Raw genomic sequence first — 21,193 nt, 5'->3', positions numbered from 1 at the left:
GCACCGTGCGAACGCGGTGCCGTTGTCGGCGCTTACTTGTCGCCGTCTTCCGGAAGGGCGACCGAGATGTCCAGCACGTCGTGTTCGCCGTCCTTGACCAGATCCACGCGCACCGCATCGGCATCGATGTTGACGTACTTCTTGATCACTTCCAGCAGTTCGCGCTGCATCAGCGGCAGGTAATCCGGCCCGCCGCGGTGGTTGCGCTCCTGCGCAATGATGATCTGCAGGCGGTTCTTGGCCGTCTCGGCGGTGTTTTTCTTGCTCTTGAGAAAATCGAGCAGGCCCATGCTTACCCTCCGAACAGCTTGCTGAAGAAGCCTTTCTTCTCCACGGATGTGAATCGCATCGGGCGCTCCTCGCCCATGATGCGGGCGACTGCGTCGTCATACGCCTGGCCGGCCGGGGACTCGGCATCCAGGATCACCGGCTCGCCCTTGTTGGAGGCGTTGAGCACGTCGCCGGATTCGGGAATCACGCCGATCGCCTTCAGGCCCAGCACTTCTTCCACGTCGGTGATGCTGAGCATCTCGCCGCCTTCCACGCGGCCCGGGCTGTAGCGGGTCAGCAGCAGGAACGCCGGCACGGCCTTGCCTTCTTCGGCCTTGCGGGTCTTGGAATCGAGCAGGCCGATGATGCGGTCCGAGTCGCGCACCGAAGAGACTTCCGGATTGACCACCACCACCGCGCGGTCGGCGAAATACATCGCCAGGAACGCGCCTTTTTCGATGCCGGCCGGCGAATCGCAGACGATGTAGTCGAAGCCGTCGGCGGCTAGGTCCTTGAGCACCTTTTCCACGCCTTCCTGGGTCAGCGCGTCCTTGTCGCGGGTCTGCGAGGCGGCCAGGACGTACAGGTTCTCGAACCGCTTGTCCTTGATCAGCGACTGCTTGAGCGTGGCTTCGCCGTGCACGACATTGACGAAGTCGTACACCACGCGCCGCTCGCAGCCCATGATCAGGTCCAGGTTGCGCAAGCCGACGTCGAAGTCGATGACCGCCACCTTCTTGCCGCGTTTGGCCAGCCCGCAAGCCAGGCTTGCGCTGGTGGTGGTCTTGCCGACGCCGCCCTTGCCGGAGGTGACTACGATGATTTCAGCCAAAGGATTTCTCCGAATATTTCTGTGGTTGGGCCGCGTCAATCAAGCGCAGCGATCTTGATCTGATCCTGCTCCAGCCAGACCTGGACGGCCTTGCCACGCAGGTCCATGGGAACATCGTCCAGCACCTTGTAGTGGCCAGCGATGGCAACCAGTTCGGCGTGGAAGTCGCGGCAGAAGATGCGCGCGTCGGGATTGCCCTGCGCGCCGGCCAGAGCGCGGCCACGCAGGGTACCGTAGATATGGATGCTTCCGTCGGCGATGACCTCGGCCCCGGCACCGACCGTACTGAGTACGGTCAGGTCGCAGTTCTCCGCGTACAGCTGCTGACCCGAACGCACCGCGGTGCGCTGCATCCGGCCCGGCGCCGGTCGCGCGGCCGGCGGTGCCGGCTCGGCACGTGCGGGCGGCGGCGGTGGCGGTGGCGGACTGACCGCGGTCGGCTCGTACTGCGCGCGAAATTTGGCCAGCAGCGGCACGCCCAACTGCTGGGACAGCAGGTCGATCTCGCTGGTGCCGTAGGCCAGCGCCACCGGCAGCACGCCGGCATCGCGCAGGCCGTCCAGCAGCGCCTTGGCCGTAGCCAGGTCCGGCACCTGCGACAGCCCGCCGAAATCCAGGATCACCGCCGCACGGCCGAACAACTTGGGCGCGCGGCTCACGCGCTCGCGCATTTCCTGCACCAGCCGCGGCACATCCAGCGTCCGCACACGCAGGTTGGCGATGCCCACCTGGCCGATCTTCAGTTCGCCGGCCTGTTCAAAATCCACATTCACACTTGCCACAACTCAGCTCCCCGTCGATGGGCTAGCGGTGGTGGCGGCATGACGCGGCCGGCCCACCCACGGCAAGTGGTCGGGCAACTTGCCGCCATAGGTCTCCTTGACCCACCGATAGCTGCACATGTCTTTCATCAGCATGCTGGCGCGCACTTCCACATCGGGCATGGTGTTCTGGCCAACCTCGCGGAAGCCGAAGCTGCCATGGAACAGCAAGGCCGCATCTGCGCCATGGTCCAGGAACACCTCGCACGCCAGCTGCGGGTAACGCAGCTCGGTATAGCTCTGCACATCGGCATAGAACGCCCGCCCGACGCCACCGCCGCGGCGGCGGCTGGCGACCACGATGCGGTCGATATAGAAGAATTCCGGGTGACGGTCCCGGAACCAGGCGAAATTGCTGCTGTCGTGCGCACTGCCGCTTCCGAAACCGACCAGAAACCCGGCCAGGTTGCCGTCGCGCTCGGCGACGCGGAAATACTCGGCCTGCTCGTAGAAACGTTGCAGCCTGGTTGAATCCAGCGGCAGGATCGCCAGTCCGGCATTGTTGTTCAGGGCCAGGACGGAATCGAGCTCGTGCTCGCGCACGTCGCGGATGACGATCGACATTGGGACTCCGTGGGGTAACGCGTCGACCCGAAATCGGATCTGCGTCGGATTATTACATGCGGGGCCTGAAGCGGCGACCCAGCGCATGCGATCGGCCGGCGCGCGGCAGGTGCCGGCGTGCAACGGCGCGTCAGCACAGGCGCTGCGCGGGCCCGACATCCGCCACCCGTGCACCTGCCGGCATGCATGACTTCCGGCAAGAGGGCAGCGCGGTCGCTTACGCCTAAGATGCGGGCATGTTGGGATACCTCAGTCACACGCGCGTCCTGCGCTTTGCCGGCCTGTTCACCTGGGCGATGATCGTCATGCCCTTGGTGTACACCTACTGGCCGCCGGCCGAAGAAGGCGACCACCGCAGCGTGGCCGAGGCGGTGATGATGTCGGCATTCTTCATCGGCTTCGGCGCCAGCTACTTCTGGTTGACCCGCGGCTTGAACAGCGGCGGCCACGCGCACTGGTACGACCGGTTGATCCTGTTGCTGCTCACCATCTGCGCGCTGGCGGTGAGCTATCTGAGCGGAACCGGGCTCGGCAGCATCCTGATGATGGTGGCGGCCGGGGTGATCCCGTGGCTGCTGCCGCTACGCGTGGGCGTGCTATGGCTGGTGCTGAGCCAGCTGGCGGTGCTGCCGGTGTTCTACTACCTGCGCCCGGACTTCACCCTGTTCGCGGCGCTGATGCAGTCGCTGTTGTACGGCGGCTTTTCGATGTTCATCTTCGTCACCAGCCTGGTGGCCCGCCAGCAGACCGATGCGCGCGAAGAGCAGCGCCGGCTCAACGCCGAACTGCGCGCCACCCGCGCGTTGCTGGCCGAGAGTGCGCGCATCAACGAGCGCACCCGCATCTCGCGCGAGCTGCACGACCTGCTCGGCCACCACCTCACCGCGCTCAGCCTCAACCTGGAAGTGGCCGGCCACATCACCGAGGGCCAGGCCCAGGAGCACGTGCGCCAGGCGCACACGCTGGCCAAATTGTTGCTCACCGATGTGCGCGAGGCGGTCAGCCACCTGCGCGACAGCGGCGCGATCGACCTGGAAGCGGCGCTGCGCCCGCTGGTCACCCAGGTGCCGTCGCTGGATATCCACCTGGACATCGCCCAGCCGCTGACCCTGGACGACCCCGAGCGCGCCCACGTGCTGCTGCGCTGTACCCAGGAAATCATCACCAATGCGGTGCGCCATGCCGGCGCGCGCAACCTGTGGATCCAGGTGCGCCGCGATGCCGATACGGTGCTGATCGACGCCCGCGACGACGGCCACGGCGCCGATGCGGTCGCGCCCGGCAACGGGCTGCGCGGCATGCGTGAGCGGCTGAACCAGTATGGTGGGAAGCTCGAAATTCAAACCCGGCGGGGTGAGGGCTTTGGCCTGCGCATCGCTGTTCCAGGCGCGCCGGCACTGATGCCTGCGGCCGTGACCCAAGGAGTGTTGTGATGATCCGTGTGTGCCTGGTCGACGATCAAACCCTGGTGCGCCAGGGGATCCGCTCGCTGTTGGCGCTGGACGACGGCATCGAGGTGGTGGCCGAGGCCTCCGACGGCAAGCAGGCAGTGGAGCAGATTCCGCAGATCCAGCCGGACGTGGTGCTGATGGACATGCGCATGCCGGTGATGTCCGGGCTGGAAGCGCTGCAGATGCTCTCGCGCAACGGCACCCTGCCGCCGACGATCATCCTGACCACCTTCGACGACGACCAATTGGTGCTGGCCGGGCTCAAGGCCGGCGCCAAGGGCTATCTGCTCAAGGACGTCTCGCTGGAACAACTGGTTGGCGCCATCCGTACCGTCGCCGAAGGCGGCTCGCTGGTGCAGCCGGCGGTGACCCAGCGCCTGCTGTCGGGTCTGGAGCACATGCGTAACGAGTTCGTCAGCCTGGACCGCCCCGATCCGCTCACCGACCGCGAAACCGAGATCCTGCGGCTGATGGCGAGTGGGTTTTCCAACAAGGAAATCGCCAACTCGCTGGGTGTGGCCGAAGGCACCATCAAGAATCACGTCTCCAACATCCTCTCCAAGCTCGGCGTACGCGACCGCACCCGCGCGGTGCTGAAAGCATTCGAACTGCAGCTGGTGTGAGCTCGGCCCTGCGCCGGCGAGCTCGACGCCAAGCCGGCCTGCAGCAGGCACCGGACTCGCATTCAGGACGCTGCGGCGCCGGTCGGACTGCGAAACGGGCGGACCGGTGCCGCCTGGCAACTGCAACATCACACGCACGCAGCACGTGATGTGCATGATAGCGGCGCGCAACCGCCCAAACCCTTGTGCAGGTTGGGATTGCGCATCCCCCACGCGCTGCGTTGCGCGGTGAATGACACCGCAAGACCGCGCTACCCGTCGCACAACTGAACATCTTTCTCGAAGCCTGCTAGGATGGTGGCTTCGCTTCACTCAACCCGGCCGTGGGATCGGCCCCGGAGACCTCCTGAATGACCCGTATTATCGAGTTCCTGATCGCCTTGGGGATCGTGGCTGGCTTGTTTGTCGTGGTGGGCTTGGTGTTGCCCTCGGAGCGGCAGATGTCCGAGAGTGTTGAGACCAACCGCAGGATGACGATTGTTTACGACACCGTGAACAGCTTCCGTCGTTTCAAGGATTGGAACCCGCTTGTGCTGCGTGACCCGAAGATCCAGCTGAAGCTGGCCGGCCCGGAAGAGGGCAAGGGTGCACGCGTCGAATACAGCTCCACCGAGGGCTATATCGGCAACGGCAGCTGGGAGATCACCAACAGCGTCAAGAACGAGCGTGTTGAGATCGCAATCGAAGATCCCACCAAGGGCTACGACAAGGTCACCAATTTCACCCTGGTGCCGACCGGCAAGAACAACAAGAACGTCAAGATCACCCAGGATTACAGCGTCAAGTACGGCTGGAACCTGTTTGGTCGCTATGCCGGCCTGTACGTCAGCCGCCACGTGGGCGACGACCTGAAGCTGGGTCTGTCGCGTCTGGCGACTGCGCTGGCCACCGTGCCGAACTTCGACTACCGCGCCGAGCTTGACGGCAAGCCGGTGTTGAGCGACCTCAAGATCGTCGATGTGCCGGCCGAGGACCTATTGGTCGTCACCGCGGGCAACATCGATCGTGACAACGAGACGATCAAGAAGTCGATCAAGGACAACCAGGAGTGGATCAAGCGCGTGATGGATTCCAACGGCCTTGAGGCGGTTGGTCCGGTGCGCATCGTGACCACCGACTTCGCTTCGGACAAGTACGCCTTCGACGTGGTGCAGCCGGTGCGCAAGCGCGCTGGTGGTGCTCCGAAGGCCGACGCCAAGGCCGACACCGCCAAGGCCGATGCCAAGAAGGACGACGCGGCTGCCGCGGCACCCGCCGATGCAACCCCGGTGGCTGCAACGGGCGACGAGTTGAAGCTCAACATTCCGTCCGAAGCACCGGTGAAGTACCAGCGGGTTCCGGCGCACCGTTCGGCCTTTGCGACCTACGCAGGCCACATGGCCGGTCTGGACGCAGTGCGTAACTCGCTGCGCGCCTGGGCTGCCACCAGCGGCATGGACGTGACCGATCGTCCATACGAAGCGTGGAAGGGTGGCGTGGACAAGTCGTTCACCCAGGACGGCACCTACGACGTCTACTGGGCCATCAAGTAATCGTCTCACCACGATGAGCTGATCCAGACGAAAACGCGCCGCAGTCTTGCGGCGCGTTTTTTTTTGCGCTGCGGCGCTGCCATGGAAGTTGCCTGCATGTCTTTGCTTGATCGTCGCAAGAAACACCCCTCGCTGCTGGCGTTCTGCGGCGGCCTGCTGGCGGCCACTGCCGTCGGTCTATCGGCCTATGCCTCGCACGGGGTTGCCGATGCGGTGGTGCAGTCGCGGCTGCAGCTGGCGTCGTTGTACGCATTCGGCCACGGCGCGGTCCTCACCGTGCTGGGCGCCACCGAAACGCGCGCGCTGGGCCGGGTGGGCTTGTACCTGCTGTTGCTCGGCACGTTGCTGTTTGCCGGCAGCCTGGTCGGGGGCGCGTTGCTGCAGTGGCCGACCACCCTGGCGCCGGTCGGCGGAGTGGGCCTGATGCTGGGCTGGGTGGTGCTGGCCATTGGTGCGCTGAGGCGCTGAGCATGCCGTGCCATGCCCGCGGATTCGATGTGGAGGCTGCGTTCGCGCATGTGTCCCGGCGCGATCGCGCGCTGGGTGCGTGGATGAAGCGCATCGGCCCGATCGCCCCGCAACCGGGCTGGCACAAACCCTTCGACCCGGTCGATGCGCTGGCACGCGCCATCCTGTTCCAGCAACTCAGCGGCAAGGCGGCGTCGACCATCGTGGCGCGGGTGGAAGTGGCGATCGGTGCGCAGCGGCTGCATGCGGACACCCTCGATCGTATCGACGATGCAGCGCTGCGTGCCTGCGGCGTTTCCGGCAACAAGGCGCTGGCGTTGCGCGATCTGGCACGGCGCGAACGCGAAGGCGAGATTCCCTCGCTGCGCAGGCTCGCTTTCATGGACGAGGACGCCATCGTGCAGGCGCTGGTGCCGGTGCGCGGCATCGGCCGCTGGACGGTGGAAATGATGCTGATGTTCCGCTTGGGCCGCCCGGATCTGCTGCCCATCGACGACCTGGGCGTGCGCAAAGGGGCGCAGCGCGTGGACAAGCAGGAGCAGATGCCCACCCCTAGCGAACTGGCCGCACGCGGCGAACGGTGGGGCCCGTACCGCACCTATGCCGCGTTCTATCTGTGGAAGATTGCCGACTTCAGTGTGGCGACCAAGGTGCCGACACCGCGTTCGCAGGAGTAGGGCGAACGCACGCGGGGCAGACGCGACGGGCCGTCCTGTCCAGCCGCGCTGCGTGGCGCATGACGTTCGACCGGCTCATCCCGCCGACCAACGCCAATGCCACGGTTCGTAGACGATGCCATGCGGGTTGTCGCGTGGATAACTCAGGCGGTAGCCGAATGCGTGTGCGTTGCTGCACAACCAGGCGAATGCGTGCGTGGCTTCGAAGGACTCTTCGGCCGGCGGCTCGCCCGGTGTGCCCAGATCCAGTGCGTCGCCGCTGTGATGTTCGCTGAAACCCGGCGCTGCGTTGACCGTCAGGACCTGTTCCAGGGTGAGTCCGCGCGCGAACTTGCGCTCGAAGATGCCCAGTTGGTAGTCGTGGCTGCGATAGCCTGAAATCGCATCGATCACGATGTCTGCGCGCAGCGCAGCCGCACGCATCTGTCGCCATGCGCGTGCAGCGCCGGCACTGAGCCATAGCGGGCGGCCGAAGCGATCGCGTCCGGCAAACTGCAGTGCGGCCGGTTCGGCAATCAACTGCAGGCCGGTCCGTTGCACATAGTCGTCGGCGGCGAGCCCGAGCTGGCTCAGCCGGCGCTGCAATCCGTCGATCGCCAGCGTGTCGTCGCGTACCTGGCCGATGCGGCCGGTTGCGGTCTGCAGACGGTCCAATGCTTCGTCCAGGCCATGCTCGCGTGCCAGCCGCGGGATCAGCGGCATCAGACCCTGCGGAAGATGTGCAGCCAGATAGCGTCCATCGCGTTTGCGCCGCAGTAGCCAGTCGGCCTGTGCCAGCACACGCGCATCCGCATTGCCGCGCGCGCGCAGCAGATCGGCCGGCCACAGCTCGATCGCGCTGGTATTGAGGAGTACACGTTGAAGATGATGCATCTACGCAGCTTAGCGGTTGCCTGGTGAGCGCTGCCAGTCCGGCCAGGCGCTGTGACCCGCACCGACCCAGATGGGCGAACCGCTACACCGGTGCGCAGTCGCGTCTGGATGATCGACGGCGCGTGATCAATTTTCGGATTGTTCTTTTTCGCCCTGCGGTTTCGGTAGCCGGCCAGCCTTGCGTAACGCATCGCGCAGCACGTATTCGATCTGCGCATTGAGGCTGCGCAATTCGTCGTCGGCCCAGCGCTGCACGGCGGCCAACACATCGGCGTTGATACGCAGCGGGTAGGCTTTTTTTTCGCTCATTTGCCGTCTCTGCGGCCGCCGTGACGGCGCAGGTGCATCACCATCGACACGATCAACGCGTTGACGCCGATGAGCATGCCGATCACCACGGCATAGATGCCGGCGCGATTGTCGCCAGCCCAGTACAGGCATGCGGCGCCGACCAGGATCACCAGGCTGATCAATGCCCAGCGCAGGCCCAGCCCGCGTGCACGGTCGTCATCGTCGGCGCCGATGGACGCGGCGATGGCAAGCGCGGGCAAGCCGGAAAGCGCAACCACCAGGGGCACCATGATATTCATCAGATCGATCTCGGAGTGGCTGACGCAACGGAAGCGAGCGCTTGCCAGGTGGCGTGGAGGGCGCGCCCACAAGCGCAGTGTACGAGTGGCGCATGCCGATGCCGAACCGCGGCTGCGCCCGGGCGGCAGTGAGCGCAGGTGTTTTATCGGCAGCCCTCAATACAGCGAGCCGGCGTTGACCACCGGTTGGGTCCCGCGATCGGAACACAACACGGTAAGCAGGTTGCTGACCATATGCGCCTTGCGCTCTTCGTCCAGCTGCACCACGCCATTCTTGTGCAGCTCCGACAGCGCCATTTCGACCATCCCCACTGCGCCGGCAACGATGCGCGAGCGTGCGGCAATCACCGCATTGGCCTGCTGGCGCTGCAGCATGGCCTGGGCGATTTCCGGCGCGTAGGCGAGGTGGCTGATGCGCGCCTCGATCACGTCCACGCCGGCCTGGGTCAGGCGCTCGTCCAGATGCCGCTTGAGTTGCTCGCTGATTTCGGCCGGATGGCTGCGCAGCGAGATCTGGCCGTCTTCGTGCTGGTCGTACGGATAGCTGGTCGCCATCGCACGCAGCGCCGCTTCGGACTGGATATGCACGAAGCTTTCGTAGTCGTCGACGTTGTAGACCGCTTCGGAGGCATCGAGCACCTGCCATACGATCACCGCAGCGATTTCGATCGGACTGCCATCCAGCTCGTTGACCTTGAGTCGCCCGCTTTCGAAATTGCGTACGCGCTGGCTGACGCGACGCTTGGCGTAGAACGGCACATTCCAGCGCAGGCCGGCGTCCTTGACGGTGCCGACGTACTTGCCGAACAGGCTCAGTACCGCGGCCTGGTTGGGCTCCAGCGTGTACAGCCCGGCCAGCATGAAAATGCACGCCGCCGCGACCAGTACCGCGGCGATGAACGCGCCCAGCGTGACGCTGTTGTCGGCCATCATCGTCAATACAACCCAAGACGTACCGACAAGGCCGGCGCCTGCGACGAGAACGACGGGAATGCCGGGTAACGAACCGATCGGCTTCTCTTTCATGAGCGCGAGTCCTTGTGGAATGGTAAGAAGATATCAATGTGATATCAGTTAAACAACAGCCGTTCGTCGGCGTGGCAGTGGGCAACCGTTAGAATGGCGGCCCCTCTCGTTCTGGACCGCGCTCATGACCACTTTCGGCACGCCGTTATCGCCTTCCGCCACCCGCGTGTTGTTGCTGGGCTCGGGCGAACTGGGCAAGGAAGTGGCGATCGAGCTGCAGCGTTTCGGTGTGGAAGTGATCGCAGCCGACCGCTATGCCAATGCACCGGCGATGCAAGTGGCGCACCGCTCGCATGTGCTGGACATGCTCGACCCCGCAGCATTGCGCGCGCTGATCGCCAGCGAGCAGCCGCATCTGATCGTGCCGGAGATCGAAGCGATCCATACCGAAACCCTGGTGGCGCTGGAACGCGAGCAAGGCCAGAAGGTCATCCCGACGGCGCGTGCCGCGCGCCTGACCATGGACCGCGAAGGCATCCGCCGCCTGGCAGCCGAAACGCTGTGCCTGCCGACCTCGCCGTATCGCTTTGTCGATACCGTCGAGGAGTATCGCAATGCAATCGCCGCGGTGGGGGTGCCATGCGTGGTCAAGCCGGTGATGTCGTCCTCGGGCAAGGGCCAGAGCACCCTGCGTAGCGAGGCCGATATCGATGCGGCGTGGGCGTATGCGCAGACCGGCGGGCGTGCCGGTGCCGGTCGCTGCATCGTCGAAGGCTTCATCGATTTCGATTACGAAATTACCTTGCTCACCGTGCGGCATGCCGGTGGCACCTCGTACTGCGACCCCATCGGGCACTGGCAGCAGGACGGCGACTACCGCGAAAGCTGGCAGCCGCAACCGATGTCGGCCGCTGCGTTGCGCCGCTCGCAGGAAATCGCCAAGGCCATCACCGACGAGCTCGGCGGCTGGGGCCTGTTTGGCGTGGAGTTGTTCGTCAAGGGCGATGAGGTGTGGTTCAGCGAAGTCTCGCCGCGCCCGCACGACACCGGTCTGGTCACGCTTGTCTCGCAGGACCTGAGCGAATTCGCGCTGCATGCCCGAGCCATTCTCGGCCTGCCGGTGGGCGCGCAGGACGGCGGCGTGATCCGTCAGGCCGGCCCCTCGGCATCGTGCGCGTTGCTGGCGCACGGCAATGGCGTGCCGGTGTTCGACAACGTGGCCGAGGCGCTGCGCGACCCGGACACCGCACTACGCCTGTTCGGCAAACCCCGGGTGGACGGCCATCGCCGCGTCGGCGTCACCCTGGCGCGCGCGGACAGCATCGATGCGGCGCGTGAGAAGGCGCGCGTCGCCGCTGCCGCGTTGACGATCCAGCTGCAGGCCTGAGTTTCCTGCCGACTCGCATTGGTGCAGTGACAAGGTTGCTGCACCGTAGACTATGGTTGCTGGCTCTGAGAAGTCAGTTAGTAGCCAACAGGTCGGGCGCAGGAGTGCACATCTGGCGACTCTCGTGCGGTCAGCTCATGGTCCGAGCTGCTGGTGCCTGCGTCTGCTCTTGTTGCAAGTTCCGATGCTGCTCTGCCTGCCCGCGTTCGGCTGCAGCCTTTGTCCATTCCTGACTGCTCTGCTCCAGCGGTGTATTGAGTGCGGCGACCGTATCGACATGGGCACGCAGCTGGTCGTGCGATCCGGCCGAGTAAGGATTGTTCTGCACTGCAAATGCGCGCGAGGCATCGTCGCTCAGCCTGACTTCGTCGATGCGGTCCATTCCCATCTTGCAGGACTGCACCGCCAGGCAGCCCGCAAGATTGGCGCTGCGCGCGTCCGTTTGTCGTCCGTGCTCGCGATCCAGTATCTGTATGTGATCCTTTGCCTGTGCAAACAGTTGGTAGCCGGGATGCGTGGGATCCTTTAACGATGGCGCGTGCCGCTCCTCGCTGAGAATGTGCTGCTGCAAAGACCTTTGCGATGGAAGCGGGTTACGGATTTCCCTGTTCAATGGACTGTCAGGAAATGGTGCCTCAATGCTCTCTACACCGTGGATATTGCGTAGCGGGCGGTAAGCATCTTTTCCAGGCCCTTCTAGCGGCAGAGGGATGCGAACGTCCGGAAGCAGTTGCCCGGCTCCTGGAATAAGTAAGCCATTTACATCAATGCTCTTGTTTCGATGGAGTCCGGCATGATTGAGGGCCGCCCAGGTGAAATCGACGCAATTGTTGCGTACGTCCCTGTATTGCGTGTCAAAACCAAATTTTTCTGGTTCTTCCCCAAATTTATGGAGTTTTTCATATTGTTCTTTGCTTATTTCGATGGTTCTTGAGTATGCTGGCCTGTGATATTCGCTTGCATCTGTGTCATAGATTTTTCCTGGGCCGTTCATTTGCCCATGAGTGATCGGGGCAAAGCCATAGCTGGCTGGCCTGCTTTTGCCATCGTCGAGTACGAAAAACATGTGCCCTGGGCCAGAGGTGGCTGGTTCACCATCCACCAATTGTTGCTTTCCCTTTGTATAAAGGGGCGTCCCGGGCGCGGCAATGACGACAGTTACTGTGTAATGCTGCCTGTCCATTAGATGCCCCATTCAAACTCATTTTTGATTATTTGGAGGAAGTCCATTCCCGTTGAACGGAAATTTGCGCAGACGGGTCTTTGAGTGCTGGATTTCCTGATTGAGATGAGACGTCGACGCGGTATCGGCCGTAGCTGTCTATTGGCAAATAGCAAACGGTCCAGTTGCTCGTATCTGAGGTGTGTGCGGCGACGTCAATGTATTTTTTTTCCTCGTTTCCGAACCGCCATTCAAAAAATTTACGTCTAGCTGGTTCTTTCTTGATGTACGCTTGAAACGCGTCTTCAGTGGGTAGTTTTTGGCATTGATCCCCGATCCATTTGCAGGCCTCGACATGGACCGCATATCGTGGCGGAGATTTCCCGTTATTTAAGAAAGTGACTGGATCGAGCTCGCCTTTGCGGTTCAAAGTCAATCCAACGATGTAGGATTGAGTGAGATTTACATTCTTCGGCGTTGCTTCGAATTCGAAGCGCACATGGGCATCGGTGGCATCCACCGGAAATGGCCGAATGAGGAGAAGGTCTTCTTTTTCAGAAGACGGTGGCTTGCTTGCGCTGCACGCGCTCGCAAGAAGCGCGAGCGCCAATGGCAGAAAAAAAGTACGCAGGAAACCGCGCGCGTCGTGGAAATGCAGTCTCATTCAACTTGCTCACGATACCTGTCTGCGAGGGAGTGTAAGCCTGTCGATCGGATCGGGACCACCAGATTCAATGGGGGCGCCCTCGGAGCCTTGTCGATCACTGCCTCAGTTGCCTCCGAAAGTCGTCTGCTCTTCCGGCATGGCGTTAGGACTCGGGGCGCTGAATCTTCCCTTTCTAGCGTATGGCCTTACTGTTATAAGCAGCCGTCGACACCAGGCCCAGAGCGTGACATCTCGGAGCCTCGGTACGATTGCTTAGTTGCTAGCCACATCCACCCACACCGCATGGTGGTCGCTGCCATCGGCAATCGCCGCTTCTGGTGCGCTGCTGGCCGGCCAGAAAATGCCGCTGCCGATCAGGGTGAACTGGCGCGACGGCAGCACGTAATCCAGGCGCATGGTGCCGGCTTGCGGGCCGAAGTCGCCGGTGACCTGGTGCGGGTCGCCGCTGTGGGCGATGCCCAGTGCGGCGTATTCGGCGGTTTTTTCCGGGCCGCCATCGCTGCGCGGGGTGGGGTAGTGAAGGACGCGCGGGTGGTTGATCAAGGCGCGGATCGCCGCATGCCGGCCGGCACCATCGACCGGGTCGTTGTTCAGATCGCCCAGGATGACGAAGCGCGCATCGGCAGCCAGGCCGCCGCAGCCCCCCTTGTCGTCGCAGAGCCAGCGTTGGCTTTCGGGTGCGTTGTCCAGATACGCGCGCCACAGCTGCAGTTCGTCGTGGTTGCGCGCGGCGTTGCGTTTCTCGGCACCGTCGAACACCGGCGGGGTGGGGTGCGACACCAGCGCATGCACGACGCCCAGCGGCGTGCGCACCGGCACATCCCAATGCGATTTGGACGAAAGCCGCAGCTGTGCCCAGATGGCATCGCTGTAGTACGACGTCTTGCTGGCCGGATCGATCGGCCGCAGTGCGCCGGGTAGCGCGCTCCACTTCAGCAGCTGGAAGCTTCGCACCGCCTGCGCATCGATCGGGTAGCGCGACAACACCAGCATGCCGTACTGGCCAGGATGCAGCCCGTAGCCCCACGCGTCGTTGCCACGCGCGCGGCCTTCGCCGCCGGTGCTGCCGTTGTTGTCCAGATCCAGGCCGCTCGGCACGCCGGTGTTGACCGGTGCCAGATAGCGGTACGGATAACGCAACGCCTCGCCGCCGCCCGGCTGGGCGACCTGCAGGTAGCGTTGCTGGAACAGATCGGCAGCGCGATGTTCCGGGTCGAAGTCGAATTCGTTGAGCAGCACCAGATCCGGGCGCACGCGCTGCAGGACCGCAGCAATCTTGCGCGCATGTGCGCTATCGCCCTGCAGCTCGCGAATCAGGCCGCCGGCCTCGTCCGAATACAGCGAGGTGTTGTAGGTGGCGATGCGCAGCTGTGCCGCGGCCGGCCGGGCGGCGAGGGTGTCGGTCTGCATCTTGGGCGAGGGCGCGGGGTGGGCGCAGGCCGCGCACAAGGCGGTCAGCGTCAGCAGCAGGAAAGGTTTGATCATTGCGAGATTCTCGCATGCGGGATGCGACACGCCGATGTCGCAATCCGGCGGTTCAGTCGACCGATGCGTGAGCGGGCAAGCCGCGCCAGTGGCGACCATCGTAGGCTTCCAGTGCACTGAAGCGGCGCTTGTAGTTCATCTTCGCGTGGCCATCGATCCAGTACCCCAGATACAGGTGCGCGCGTCGCTCGCGTTGCGCCCACTGGATCTGCTGCAGGATCGCGAACGTGCCCAGGCTGCGCGCTGCCGCCTCCGGCGTGTAGAACGTGTAGACCGCCGACAACGCATGCCCGGTGACATCGGTCACTGCAACTGCCAGCAGCCGGCCGGGCAGGTGGGCGATGGCTGGTTCGCGGATCTCCAGAAAGCGCCCGTGCGACCAGCCGCCGATCAGGAACTGGTCGAACTCGGTGGCGCCATGTTCGTCCATGCCGCCGCCGGGATGTCGGTGCTTGAGGTAGTGGCGATAGAGCGCAAGTTGTTCGTCGGTGCGCTCGGCGGCCACCACGCGGACCACCAGATCCTGGTTGCGCGCCAGGCAACGGCGTTGGCTGCGGTCCGGGTGGAACGCAGCCACCGCGATGCGTACCGGCACACAGGCACGGCACCGTTCGCAGTGCGGCCGGTAGACCAGGTCGCCGGAGCGGCGGAAGCCCCATGCCAGCGCTTGCGGATAGATCGCCCCCAGGCGCGGATCGTGCGGATCCAGCACCAGATCGCGCGCCTGCCGGTCGGACCAATAGCCACAGGCATGCTCGCCGGTCTGGAACAGGCGCAGGTCGTCGTGGGTGTCGGCATGGATGGCCATGGCCGAAGGATAGCGCCTGAGCGTCGCATCAGCGGCGACTGTCCGCCGGATGAATACGTCCGGCCTGGGCGTCAACGCGCGCATCGATGGCTCGTTGATGGGGGTGTTGGTGGCAGCGCACGGATGATCCGCACGCACCACCCACGCGATGCGGCCCATGCAGGTGCCGCGTGTGGTTCCTATCTTTCAGGAGTGTCTCATGACGTCACGCAAACCCTTTCTCGCCCTGGCCGTGCTGGCCGCGCTGTCCGCTGGCACCGCATTCGCCGCCACCGTGCCGGCTCCCGGCGATGCGCCGCGGCCTGCCAAGCTCGACAAGAACGGCGATGGCGTGATCGACCGCAGCGAAGCGGCTGCCGATCCGACGCTGGCCGCGCAGTTCGATACGTTGGACACCAACAAGGACGGCAAGCTGTCGCGCGACGAGCGCCCGCACCATCGTGGCCCGGGGCGCGGCGGACGTGGCGAATGGATGGCCAAGCTCGATACCAACAAGGACGGCCGTATCAGCCGCGAAGAAGCCAAGGCCGACCCCAAGTTCGCTGCGCGCTTCGACCAGATGGATCTCAACAAGGACGGATTCGTCGACCGTGCCGACCGTGAATTGCGCATGCAGCAGCATCGCGATGCGTGGTTCGCCAAGGCCGACACCGACAAGGACGGCAAGTTGAGCAAGGCCGAGTTCGATGCCGCGTCCAAGTGGCGTGGCGGGCACGGACCGGGTGGGATGGGCAGGCACGGCGACGATGGCAAGCCGGCACCGGCGAGCGCACCTGCGGCCAACCGCTGAGGCATCGCCGAGTGCGGCGCTCGCTGCGTATCGGCGAGTGCCGCTCGGGTGAGCGGTGAGTTCACCCCGCGATTTGCAGTACGTAACAAGGCGCCGATCGACCGCGCCCTTCCGCCTGGCGGGAGGGCGCTTGCGTTTGGGCAGATGCTGAGCGCGGCTACAACGCTCAGTCGTGCTTCCAGGACGTGGGAACCGGATTGGAGACGGTGTTCTTCTCCAGCGTGTAGGTGCCGTTCTGCTGCGCGATCGCTTCGCCGGTGTCGACGATGGCGTTCTGGATAAAGACATTCTGCTTGTCGCCGCGCACGAAGGTCAGCTGATGGAACGCGGTCTTGTTGCCCCAGTCTTCCGAGGGCAGGGAAATGAACCGGATGGTGTAGCTCTGGTCGTCGAACGTTCCCTGCAGGACATAAACGCCGTAATGGTTTTCGCCCTGGGAAATGATCTTGTACATGCCGTTGCTGAAATAATAGATTTCCGCATCGGGGAAGGGCTTCTTGTCGTAGAGCTTGCGATAGTGAAGCACCTGCTTGAAGGTGGGTGCTCCGAAACTCACCGATAGCGTCTTGCCATCGGGGGACTTGGTGAGTCCGTCCGCATGCGCGCTCATGCTGACCATCATCAGCAGACTGGTGAACAGGCTTGCCTTCACTTCATGACTCCGTAGTCTTGTTGAATCCTGCCTGCTTATAGCAGCGCGGGCGCTGCCCGATGACGGCGACAGTCGGATACGAACCCATCACTTCGGATCATGCGACGTTGCTTGCTACGGGCTCACCGCCGCACGCGCATCGCACTGAACCGGTTCTCATCGCCCATGCCACCAGGCTGCCATACGCAGGGTTGCTCCGTCTGCGCTCACTTGGCCCGCACCGGCGTGTCATCGTCTCCTGCGGTGATATCCGGTCGGCTCAGAGCATTCCCAACTGCATGTAGTGCCGCACGACGGGCACAATGACAGCCGCAGTGCTCACCAGCATCGCGCCTGGACTGAACATGCAGCGGTATAACAGCGGTGCCCGGGTGACGCCGCGTCTGCGCGCATCGCGCTTGAGCATGGGGCGCATGACACGTGGCAGGACGCGCAGGGATTGATAGTTGAGCACCGCCATGCCTGCGCACAGCGCCAGAACCGATGCCCATGCGCCCGCCTGCAGGTGTTTCAGCACCAGCGTGCTGCCGCACGCCAGCACCGAGGTCAGCGTGGTGACGTGCACGAACCGACGGATCGCCGCTGCCTCGCTGGCGCTCTGTGCGAAGCGCAGCAGGTACCAGTACGACCAGTAGGTGCCGATCCCGGCAACCAGCACTGCGCACGCAGCGAACAGGGCCGGCATGCCGAGCCAGAGGCTGAGTGCGCCCGCGGCGCCGCTCCCACCAAGCGCCGAGCCGCTCAACCCGCTCGCGCCTAGTTTGCCCGCGCCTCCGATGCCCGTCAGCACAACGGCCGCGCTAGCCTTGCCCGGCGCGCCCAACAGGCTGGCCGAGCTTACTGCGCTGGCGAACGCCACGCCGGGGGCGCTGCCGCGCGCGAATTCGCCGAACCGGCGCAGCAGCTCGCTGCGTACGCTGGCACGTGCGCGCGACAGGCGCTTGCGCACCGCTGCATCGCTGAGTCCAAGCAGCGAGGCAACCTGTTGCGAGCGCTGGCCTTCGCGGTAATACAACAGCAGCGTTTCGCGACTTTCTTCCGGCAGTGCAGAAATGATGTCGAGCGCCGCGATCTCTTCTTCCACCTGCAGCAACTGGTCGGCGGGCGAGGGCGCCGGGTCGGCTGCCATCGCGATGGCAAGCTCCGCCGCCCCACCACCGAGCGCACGATGGCGGTTGGCGCGCAGCCAGTCGCGCGCCAGGTTGCGGGTGATCTGACGAAGCCAGGGCAGGAAGCTGGCCGGCTGATGCAGTTGCGCCAGCCGCTGCCAAGCACGCAGGAAGGCCTCCTGGGCAATGTCTTCGCTGGCCGCGAGATCGCGGGTGATCGCCAGCGCGATCGCAGTCACCGTGTTCTGGCAGGCAAGCACGATGCGTCCGTAAGCCTGCTGGCAGCCAGCCGCGGCGCTGGGCAGGTCGCGTTGCAACATCAGATTCAGCGTGTCGGCGTTCATCGGCGCAATCCATGTCCTGGTGCCAGCATGACGCAGGCCGGCAACGGATGTGACCGCGCCGACGAGCATGCTTGTCGTACCAGCGGATGGCCACGCTGGCCAGTTGCATTCAGCGGGTCGGCTGGATCCGTACGCGCACTTCGTCGTCTTCTGCTGCCGGTGGTGCGCCATCTGGCGTCGGCGTCCGTTGCGATGCCGGCTGGGCTGCTGGTGCCAGTTGCGTCGGCGCGCTGCGATGGCGCATCACCACCACCATCGCCACGGCGCCGATCACCAGCAGCAACACCAGGCGGATACGCCAGGCCCAGCTGCGCGCACTGGAGCTGGAGCCGTTTTCGCCGTCGCGGAAGGTGTATTCCACATTCGGCAGGTCGCGGCGGGTGGTGTCCAGCAGGCGGGCGTCGCGCAACAGCTCGCGTGCGCGCGGTTGGTCGTTGGCATGCACGATCCAGACGGTGGGCTGCGCCTGGGCGTTGCTCTGCTCCAGGTAGCTGAACTGGCCGCCGCGCTTGCTCTGATAAGAGCGACCGTTGCTGATGCGGATCTCGATTCCCGCATCGCGCAACAGATTGGCCACGCCTTCGGCGGTTTCGATACGTTGACTGCTGAAGATCTTGCGCATGGTGGAAAACGCCGTTGGGTCCGGAACAGATGGCACCGTTGAGGCGCCAGTTCAAGATGAAACATCAAGGTGCGGGTGGTGTGGTCAGGTGATCGCATGCGCATGCCCATGGCAGGCAAGCATGCCAGCTTGCGGCGTCTGCAGTGCGCGGGGCGCGTTGCTCGGCTGCCTTCGACCCGGCCAAGGGTGCGTGCTGGCATCAAGCAGCGTGCCTTACCGTCGCGGCGTGAGGTCTACTCCTTGGCCGGCACGGCAATCGCGCTGCCGTCAGGCACCACCCGGATCAGGCCTTCCTGCGTGGTGCTTGCCACCAGCACGCCGTCGCGGGTGAAAAACTGCCCGCGGGCCAGGCCGCGTGACCCTTGCGCGGTGGGGCTGTCGAGCGAGTACAGCAGCCAGTCGTCGGTACGGAATGGGCGATGGAACCACAGGGCATGATCGAGCGAGGCCATCTGCACGTTCGGCGTCTAATAGCTGATGCCGTGCGGAAATGTCGAGGTACCGAGCAACTGAAAATCCGACGCGTACGCAAGCAGCGCTTGATGCAGGCCCACATCGTCGCCGATGGGATCGTTCAGGCGCAGCCACATCTGCTGGAACGGCGGACGCTTGGGCGGCTTGAGTTCGTCGCGCGGAAAGACATGGCGAAATTCGAACGGGCCGCCGCGCGACAGCCAACGCTGCACCTTGGCCGGTAGCTTGGCCAACACTTCCGGTGCCAGCGGTGCGGCCGGTTCGATGTCTTCCGGTGGCGGCACCACCGGCATCGCCGACTGATGCTCGGCGCCATCTTCGCGCTCCTGAAACGAAGCTGCGCAGAAAAAGATCACCTTGCCATGCTGGATCGCGGTAACCCGGCGCACCGAGAAACTGCCGCCATCGCGGGTGCGGTCGACGTCGTAGACGATGGGGTGGTCGATATTGCCGGCACGCAGGAAATACGCATGCAGCGAATGCGCCTGGCGGCCGTTTTCGACCGTGGCCTGCGCTGCCGATAACGCCTGGCCCAGCACCTGCCCGCCGAACACGTATTTGGTGCCGATGTCGCGGCTCTGGCCACGGAACAGGTTGTCTTCCAGACGCTCCAGCGACAGCAGGCTGATCAGTTCGGAGACGACGGGTTCGGCGGTGGCGGACAAGGGGCTGGCCTGGACATGCGACGGAACGCGAGTATACCGGCCCGCCCAATGGGCGCCGCGAGGCAGGGCTCAGGCCTTTTGCAGGCGCGCCACCAGGCCATGCAGCGCGGCCTGCGCATCCGGCGCGTACCAGCCATCGATGAAACGCTCCAGCTGGATCAACTCCGGCGCCAATGCCGCGCGCAGGTCGGCACGCGCAATCGCGCGCGTGGTCAACATCGGTTGGCGGGGGAGCTGCTGCAGCTCCTGGAGCCACGCCACCGCACGCGCGGTGACCAGCTCGCCATCGACCAGTTCGTCCACCAGCCCGATCGCCACCGCCTGTTCGGCCGGCAGCAGTTGCCCGGAGATCAGCAGGCGTTCGGCGCGGTGCGCGCCCACCACGCGGCGCAATAGGCGTTGGATCCCCTCTGGCGCAGCAAGGCCAACCTGCACCTCGTTGAGGCCGATCGTATAGGGTCTTGCGGTATCGGCACTGCGTGCCATCACCCGGTAGTCGCAGCACAGCGCCAGCACGCAGCCGCCGGCCGGCGCATGCCCGCCGATGGCCGCCACCACCGGCACGCGGCTGTTGGCCAGCGCCTGCGCCGCATCGAAGAACGCGGTCCAACTGGCCAGTAGCGCGGCGCGGTCGGTACCGTGCGCCAGCAGATGCGGCACATCCATGCCGCCGGAAAAAATCCGCTCGCTGCCCGACAGCACGATGCCATCGACTTCCTCGCCCGCCTGCTGGACCGCGACGCTCAACGCCTGGCACAACGCGCTGTCCAGCGCATTGACCGGCGGACGCGCCAGACGGATTTCGCGAAGACGGCCATGGTCTAAGATCTGGATGCTCATTCGGGGCTCCTGGAGGTCAGGTCATGATAGACGGCAGTCGAAGCAGGCGGGTTAGGTGTGCCGGCGTGGTGCTCGCGGCGTTGGCGCTGGTGGCAAGTGCGGGCGTGTCGGCGCAATGCCTGCCCGAATTCAAGAATGGCTGGATCCGCATCCCGCCGCCCGGTGGCATGGGCATGGCGGCCGGGTTCGGGCAATTTCATAACGGCTGTGCGCAGCCGCTGAAGATCACTGCTGCCAACAGCAGCGTGTTTGCCGATGTTTCCTTGCACGAAACCACCCAGGTCAATGGCGTCAGCCGCATGCGCGCGGTGCCCGAACTGGCATTGCCGGCCGGCAAATCGGTGCCGTTGGCGCCGGGCGGCCTGCACCTGATGTTGATGGACGCCGATGCGCCACTGCAGGAAGGCGCGCAGGTGCCGGTGAGCTTCACCCTGCAGGACGGCCGCCAAATCAAGGCCACCTTGGAAGCACGCAAGCGCGCGCCCGGGTCTTGAGTGTTTGATGGCTGTTGCGCACTTGCT

23 protein-coding genes and 2 pseudogenes are annotated in these 21,193 nt (G+C 64.5%); 8 read left to right on the top strand and 17 right to left on the bottom strand.

Going from position 1 to position 21,193, the window contains the following annotated elements; genetic code table 11:
* Positions 1–32: 32 nt before the first annotated feature.
* Genes minE through LN450_RS01770 form a run of 4 tightly spaced genes read right to left on the bottom strand, consistent with a single transcriptional unit; the run spans position 33 to position 2,487 of the window.
* Positions 33–290, bottom strand: a complete 258-nt coding sequence (minE, locus tag LN450_RS01785) for a cell division topological specificity factor MinE (protein WP_003484370.1) — start codon at positions 288–290, stop codon at positions 33–35.
* Between the two features lie 2 nt (positions 291–292).
* Complete coding sequence (gene minD / locus LN450_RS01780; protein ID WP_005930297.1) at positions 293–1,102, bottom strand: septum site-determining protein MinD; 810 nt, start codon at positions 1,100–1,102, stop codon at positions 293–295.
* A 35-nt stretch (positions 1,103–1,137) separates the two neighbouring features.
* On the bottom strand, positions 1,138–1,884 hold the full coding sequence (minC, locus tag LN450_RS01775; protein ID WP_011346732.1) for a septum site-determining protein MinC: 747 nt from the start codon (positions 1,882–1,884) through the stop codon (positions 1,138–1,140).
* A gap of 3 nt (positions 1,885–1,887) precedes the next feature.
* The gene (locus tag LN450_RS01770) at positions 1,888–2,487 is read right to left on the bottom strand and encodes a GNAT family N-acetyltransferase (protein WP_008574695.1); all 600 of its coding nucleotides are present in this window, start codon (positions 2,485–2,487) and stop codon (positions 1,888–1,890) included.
* Between the two features lie 236 nt (positions 2,488–2,723).
* On the opposite strand from LN450_RS01770, the gene LN450_RS01765 reads away from it, so the two are divergent.
* The 5 genes from LN450_RS01765 (at position 2,724) to LN450_RS01745 (ending at position 7,238) form a co-directional block, all read left to right on the top strand.
* Complete coding sequence (locus LN450_RS01765; protein ID WP_008574698.1) at positions 2,724–3,920, top strand: sensor histidine kinase; 1,197 nt, start codon at positions 2,724–2,726, stop codon at positions 3,918–3,920.
* On the top strand, positions 3,920–4,561 hold the full coding sequence (locus LN450_RS01760; RefSeq protein ID WP_008574699.1) for a response regulator: 642 nt from the start codon (positions 3,920–3,922) through the stop codon (positions 4,559–4,561). The genes LN450_RS01765 and LN450_RS01760 overlap by 1 nt, the downstream gene beginning before the upstream one ends.
* Positions 4,562–4,911: 350 nt before the next feature.
* The gene (locus LN450_RS01755) at positions 4,912–6,093 is read left to right on the top strand and encodes a polyketide cyclase (RefSeq protein WP_011346734.1); all 1,182 of its coding nucleotides are present in this window, start codon (positions 4,912–4,914) and stop codon (positions 6,091–6,093) included.
* Positions 6,094–6,174: 81 nt separating this feature from the next.
* The gene (locus tag LN450_RS01750) at positions 6,175–6,561 is read left to right on the top strand and encodes a DUF423 domain-containing protein (RefSeq protein WP_008574702.1); all 387 of its coding nucleotides are present in this window, start codon (positions 6,175–6,177) and stop codon (positions 6,559–6,561) included.
* Between the two features lie 2 nt (positions 6,562–6,563).
* Positions 6,564–7,238, top strand: coding sequence for a DNA-3-methyladenine glycosylase family protein (locus LN450_RS01745; RefSeq protein ID WP_011346735.1), 675 nt, complete (start codon positions 6,564–6,566; stop codon positions 7,236–7,238).
* Between the two features lie 75 nt (positions 7,239–7,313).
* On the opposite strand, the gene LN450_RS01740 is transcribed toward LN450_RS01745, so the two are convergent.
* From LN450_RS01740 to LN450_RS01725, 4 genes and pseudogenes are all read right to left on the bottom strand, one after another.
* Positions 7,314–8,111, bottom strand: coding sequence for a M15 family metallopeptidase (locus LN450_RS01740; protein WP_039418947.1), 798 nt, complete (start codon positions 8,109–8,111; stop codon positions 7,314–7,316).
* Positions 8,112–8,237: 126 nt separating this feature from the next.
* The gene (locus LN450_RS01735) at positions 8,238–8,420 is read right to left on the bottom strand and encodes a type II toxin-antitoxin system antitoxin (protein ID WP_008574708.1); all 183 of its coding nucleotides are present in this window, start codon (positions 8,418–8,420) and stop codon (positions 8,238–8,240) included.
* Complete coding sequence (locus LN450_RS01730; protein ID WP_008574709.1) at positions 8,417–8,701, bottom strand: hypothetical protein; 285 nt, start codon at positions 8,699–8,701, stop codon at positions 8,417–8,419. Before LN450_RS01730 ends, LN450_RS01735 begins: the two co-directional genes overlap by 4 nt.
* Before the next feature lie 156 nt (positions 8,702–8,857).
* Positions 8,858–9,568: pseudogene (locus LN450_RS01725) on the bottom strand (SPFH domain-containing protein); the annotation flags it as partial.
* A 283-nt stretch (positions 9,569–9,851) separates the two neighbouring features.
* On the opposite strand from LN450_RS01725, the gene purT reads away from it, so the two are divergent.
* Positions 9,852–11,054 (top strand): formate-dependent phosphoribosylglycinamide formyltransferase, encoded by a 1,203-nt coding sequence (purT, locus tag LN450_RS01720; protein WP_011346738.1) that lies wholly within the window; start codon positions 9,852–9,854, stop codon positions 11,052–11,054.
* Between the two features lie 130 nt (positions 11,055–11,184).
* Here the strand turns inward: purT and LN450_RS01715 are convergent, their stop codons facing one another.
* From LN450_RS01715 to LN450_RS01700, 4 genes are all read right to left on the bottom strand, one after another.
* Positions 11,185–12,249: an XVIPCD domain-containing protein gene (locus tag LN450_RS01715; RefSeq protein ID WP_372499246.1), complete on the bottom strand. Its 1,065-nt coding sequence runs from the start codon at positions 12,247–12,249 to the stop codon at positions 11,185–11,187.
* Between the two features lie 16 nt (positions 12,250–12,265).
* A complete protein-coding gene (locus LN450_RS01710) occupies positions 12,266–12,880 on the bottom strand; it encodes a hypothetical protein (protein ID WP_011346740.1) in 615 nt (204 codons plus the stop codon).
* 255 nt (positions 12,881–13,135) lie between these two features.
* Positions 13,136–14,467 (bottom strand): endonuclease/exonuclease/phosphatase family protein, encoded by a 1,332-nt coding sequence (locus LN450_RS01705; RefSeq protein WP_011346741.1) that lies wholly within the window; start codon positions 14,465–14,467, stop codon positions 13,136–13,138.
* Positions 14,421–15,335 carry an arginyltransferase gene (locus LN450_RS01700; protein ID WP_039416617.1) on the bottom strand — a complete coding sequence of 305 codons (915 nt, stop codon included), beginning with the start codon at positions 15,333–15,335 and terminating at the stop codon, positions 14,421–14,423. Before LN450_RS01700 ends, LN450_RS01705 begins: the two co-directional genes overlap by 47 nt.
* A 40-nt stretch (positions 15,336–15,375) precedes the next feature.
* Between LN450_RS01700 and LN450_RS01695 the strand changes: the two genes are divergently transcribed.
* Positions 15,376–15,966 (top strand): EF-hand domain-containing protein, encoded by a 591-nt coding sequence (locus LN450_RS01695; protein ID WP_011346743.1) that lies wholly within the window; start codon positions 15,376–15,378, stop codon positions 15,964–15,966.
* A 166-nt stretch (positions 15,967–16,132) separates the two neighbouring features.
* Here LN450_RS01695 and LN450_RS01690 read toward each other — a convergent pair whose 3' ends face one another.
* The 5 genes and pseudogenes from LN450_RS01690 to LN450_RS01670 all read right to left on the bottom strand — a co-directional run bounded on the left by LN450_RS01690 (position 16,133) and on the right by LN450_RS01670 (position 20,672).
* On the bottom strand, positions 16,133–16,618 hold the full coding sequence (locus LN450_RS01690) for a hypothetical protein (RefSeq protein ID WP_008574722.1): 486 nt from the start codon (positions 16,616–16,618) through the stop codon (positions 16,133–16,135).
* Between the two features lie 259 nt (positions 16,619–16,877).
* Positions 16,878–18,071, bottom strand: a complete 1,194-nt coding sequence (locus tag LN450_RS01685; RefSeq protein ID WP_011346744.1) for an RNA polymerase sigma factor — start codon at positions 18,069–18,071, stop codon at positions 16,878–16,880.
* Between the two features lie 109 nt (positions 18,072–18,180).
* Positions 18,181–18,693 (bottom strand): putative signal transducing protein, encoded by a 513-nt coding sequence (locus LN450_RS01680; RefSeq protein WP_011346745.1) that lies wholly within the window; start codon positions 18,691–18,693, stop codon positions 18,181–18,183.
* Positions 18,694–18,926: 233 nt separating this feature from the next.
* A pseudogene (gene tesB / locus LN450_RS01675) lies at positions 18,927–19,832 on the bottom strand (acyl-CoA thioesterase II).
* Between the two features lie 69 nt (positions 19,833–19,901).
* Positions 19,902–20,672 (bottom strand): enoyl-CoA hydratase/isomerase family protein, encoded by a 771-nt coding sequence (locus tag LN450_RS01670; protein WP_008574729.1) that lies wholly within the window; start codon positions 20,670–20,672, stop codon positions 19,902–19,904.
* Between the two features lie 65 nt (positions 20,673–20,737).
* On the opposite strand from LN450_RS01670, the gene LN450_RS01665 reads away from it, so the two are divergent.
* Complete coding sequence (locus tag LN450_RS01665) at positions 20,738–21,166, top strand: copper chaperone PCu(A)C (RefSeq protein WP_039416615.1); 429 nt, start codon at positions 20,738–20,740, stop codon at positions 21,164–21,166.
* Positions 21,167–21,193 lie beyond the last annotated feature (27 nt).

Source organism: Xanthomonas euvesicatoria pv. euvesicatoria, assembly GCF_020880415.1.
GTDB lineage: Bacteria > Pseudomonadota > Gammaproteobacteria > Xanthomonadales > Xanthomonadaceae > Xanthomonas > Xanthomonas euvesicatoria.
Note: the sequence above shows the minus strand (reverse complement) of the source record. Positions and strands in the feature narration are given on the sequence as shown.

Coding starts and splice junctions, on each gene's coding strand:
- LN450_RS01755 (WP_011346734.1), top strand. CDS start 4,912: ATGACCCGTATTATCGAGTTCCTGATCGCCTTGGGGATCGTGGCTGGC.
- LN450_RS01735 (WP_008574708.1), bottom strand. CDS start 8,420: ATGAGCGAAAAAAAAGCCTACCCGCTGCGTATCAACGCCGATGTGTTG.
- LN450_RS01770 (WP_008574695.1), bottom strand. CDS start 2,487: ATGTCGATCGTCATCCGCGACGTGCGCGAGCACGAGCTCGATTCCGTC.
- LN450_RS01680 (WP_011346745.1), bottom strand. CDS start 18,693: ATGCGCAAGATCTTCAGCAGTCAACGTATCGAAACCGCCGAAGGCGTG.
- minE (WP_003484370.1), bottom strand. CDS start 290: ATGGGCCTGCTCGATTTTCTCAAGAGCAAGAAAAACACCGCCGAGACG.
- LN450_RS01745 (WP_011346735.1), top strand. CDS start 6,564: ATGCCGTGCCATGCCCGCGGATTCGATGTGGAGGCTGCGTTCGCGCAT.
- LN450_RS01750 (WP_008574702.1), top strand. CDS start 6,175: ATGGAAGTTGCCTGCATGTCTTTGCTTGATCGTCGCAAGAAACACCCC.
- LN450_RS01685 (WP_011346744.1), bottom strand. CDS start 18,071: ATGAACGCCGACACGCTGAATCTGATGTTGCAACGCGACCTGCCCAGC.
- LN450_RS01700 (WP_039416617.1), bottom strand. CDS start 15,335: ATGGGCCGCATCGCGTGGGTGGTGCGTGCGGATCATCCGTGCGCTGCC.
- purT (WP_011346738.1), top strand. CDS start 9,852: ATGACCACTTTCGGCACGCCGTTATCGCCTTCCGCCACCCGCGTGTTG.
- LN450_RS01695 (WP_011346743.1), top strand. CDS start 15,376: ATGACGTCACGCAAACCCTTTCTCGCCCTGGCCGTGCTGGCCGCGCTG.
- LN450_RS01730 (WP_008574709.1), bottom strand. CDS start 8,701: ATGAATATCATGGTGCCCCTGGTGGTTGCGCTTTCCGGCTTGCCCGCG.
- LN450_RS01765 (WP_008574698.1), top strand. CDS start 2,724: ATGTTGGGATACCTCAGTCACACGCGCGTCCTGCGCTTTGCCGGCCTG.
- LN450_RS01670 (WP_008574729.1), bottom strand. CDS start 20,672: ATGAGCATCCAGATCTTAGACCATGGCCGTCTTCGCGAAATCCGTCTG.
- LN450_RS01705 (WP_011346741.1), bottom strand. CDS start 14,467: ATGGTCGCCACTGGCGCGGCTTGCCCGCTCACGCATCGGTCGACTGAA.
- LN450_RS01760 (WP_008574699.1), top strand. CDS start 3,920: ATGATCCGTGTGTGCCTGGTCGACGATCAAACCCTGGTGCGCCAGGGG.
- LN450_RS01715 (WP_372499246.1), bottom strand. CDS start 12,249: ATGGGGCATCTAATGGACAGGCAGCATTACACAGTAACTGTCGTCATT.
- LN450_RS01710 (WP_011346740.1), bottom strand. CDS start 12,880: ATGAGACTGCATTTCCACGACGCGCGCGGTTTCCTGCGTACTTTTTTT.
- LN450_RS01740 (WP_039418947.1), bottom strand. CDS start 8,111: ATGCATCATCTTCAACGTGTACTCCTCAATACCAGCGCGATCGAGCTG.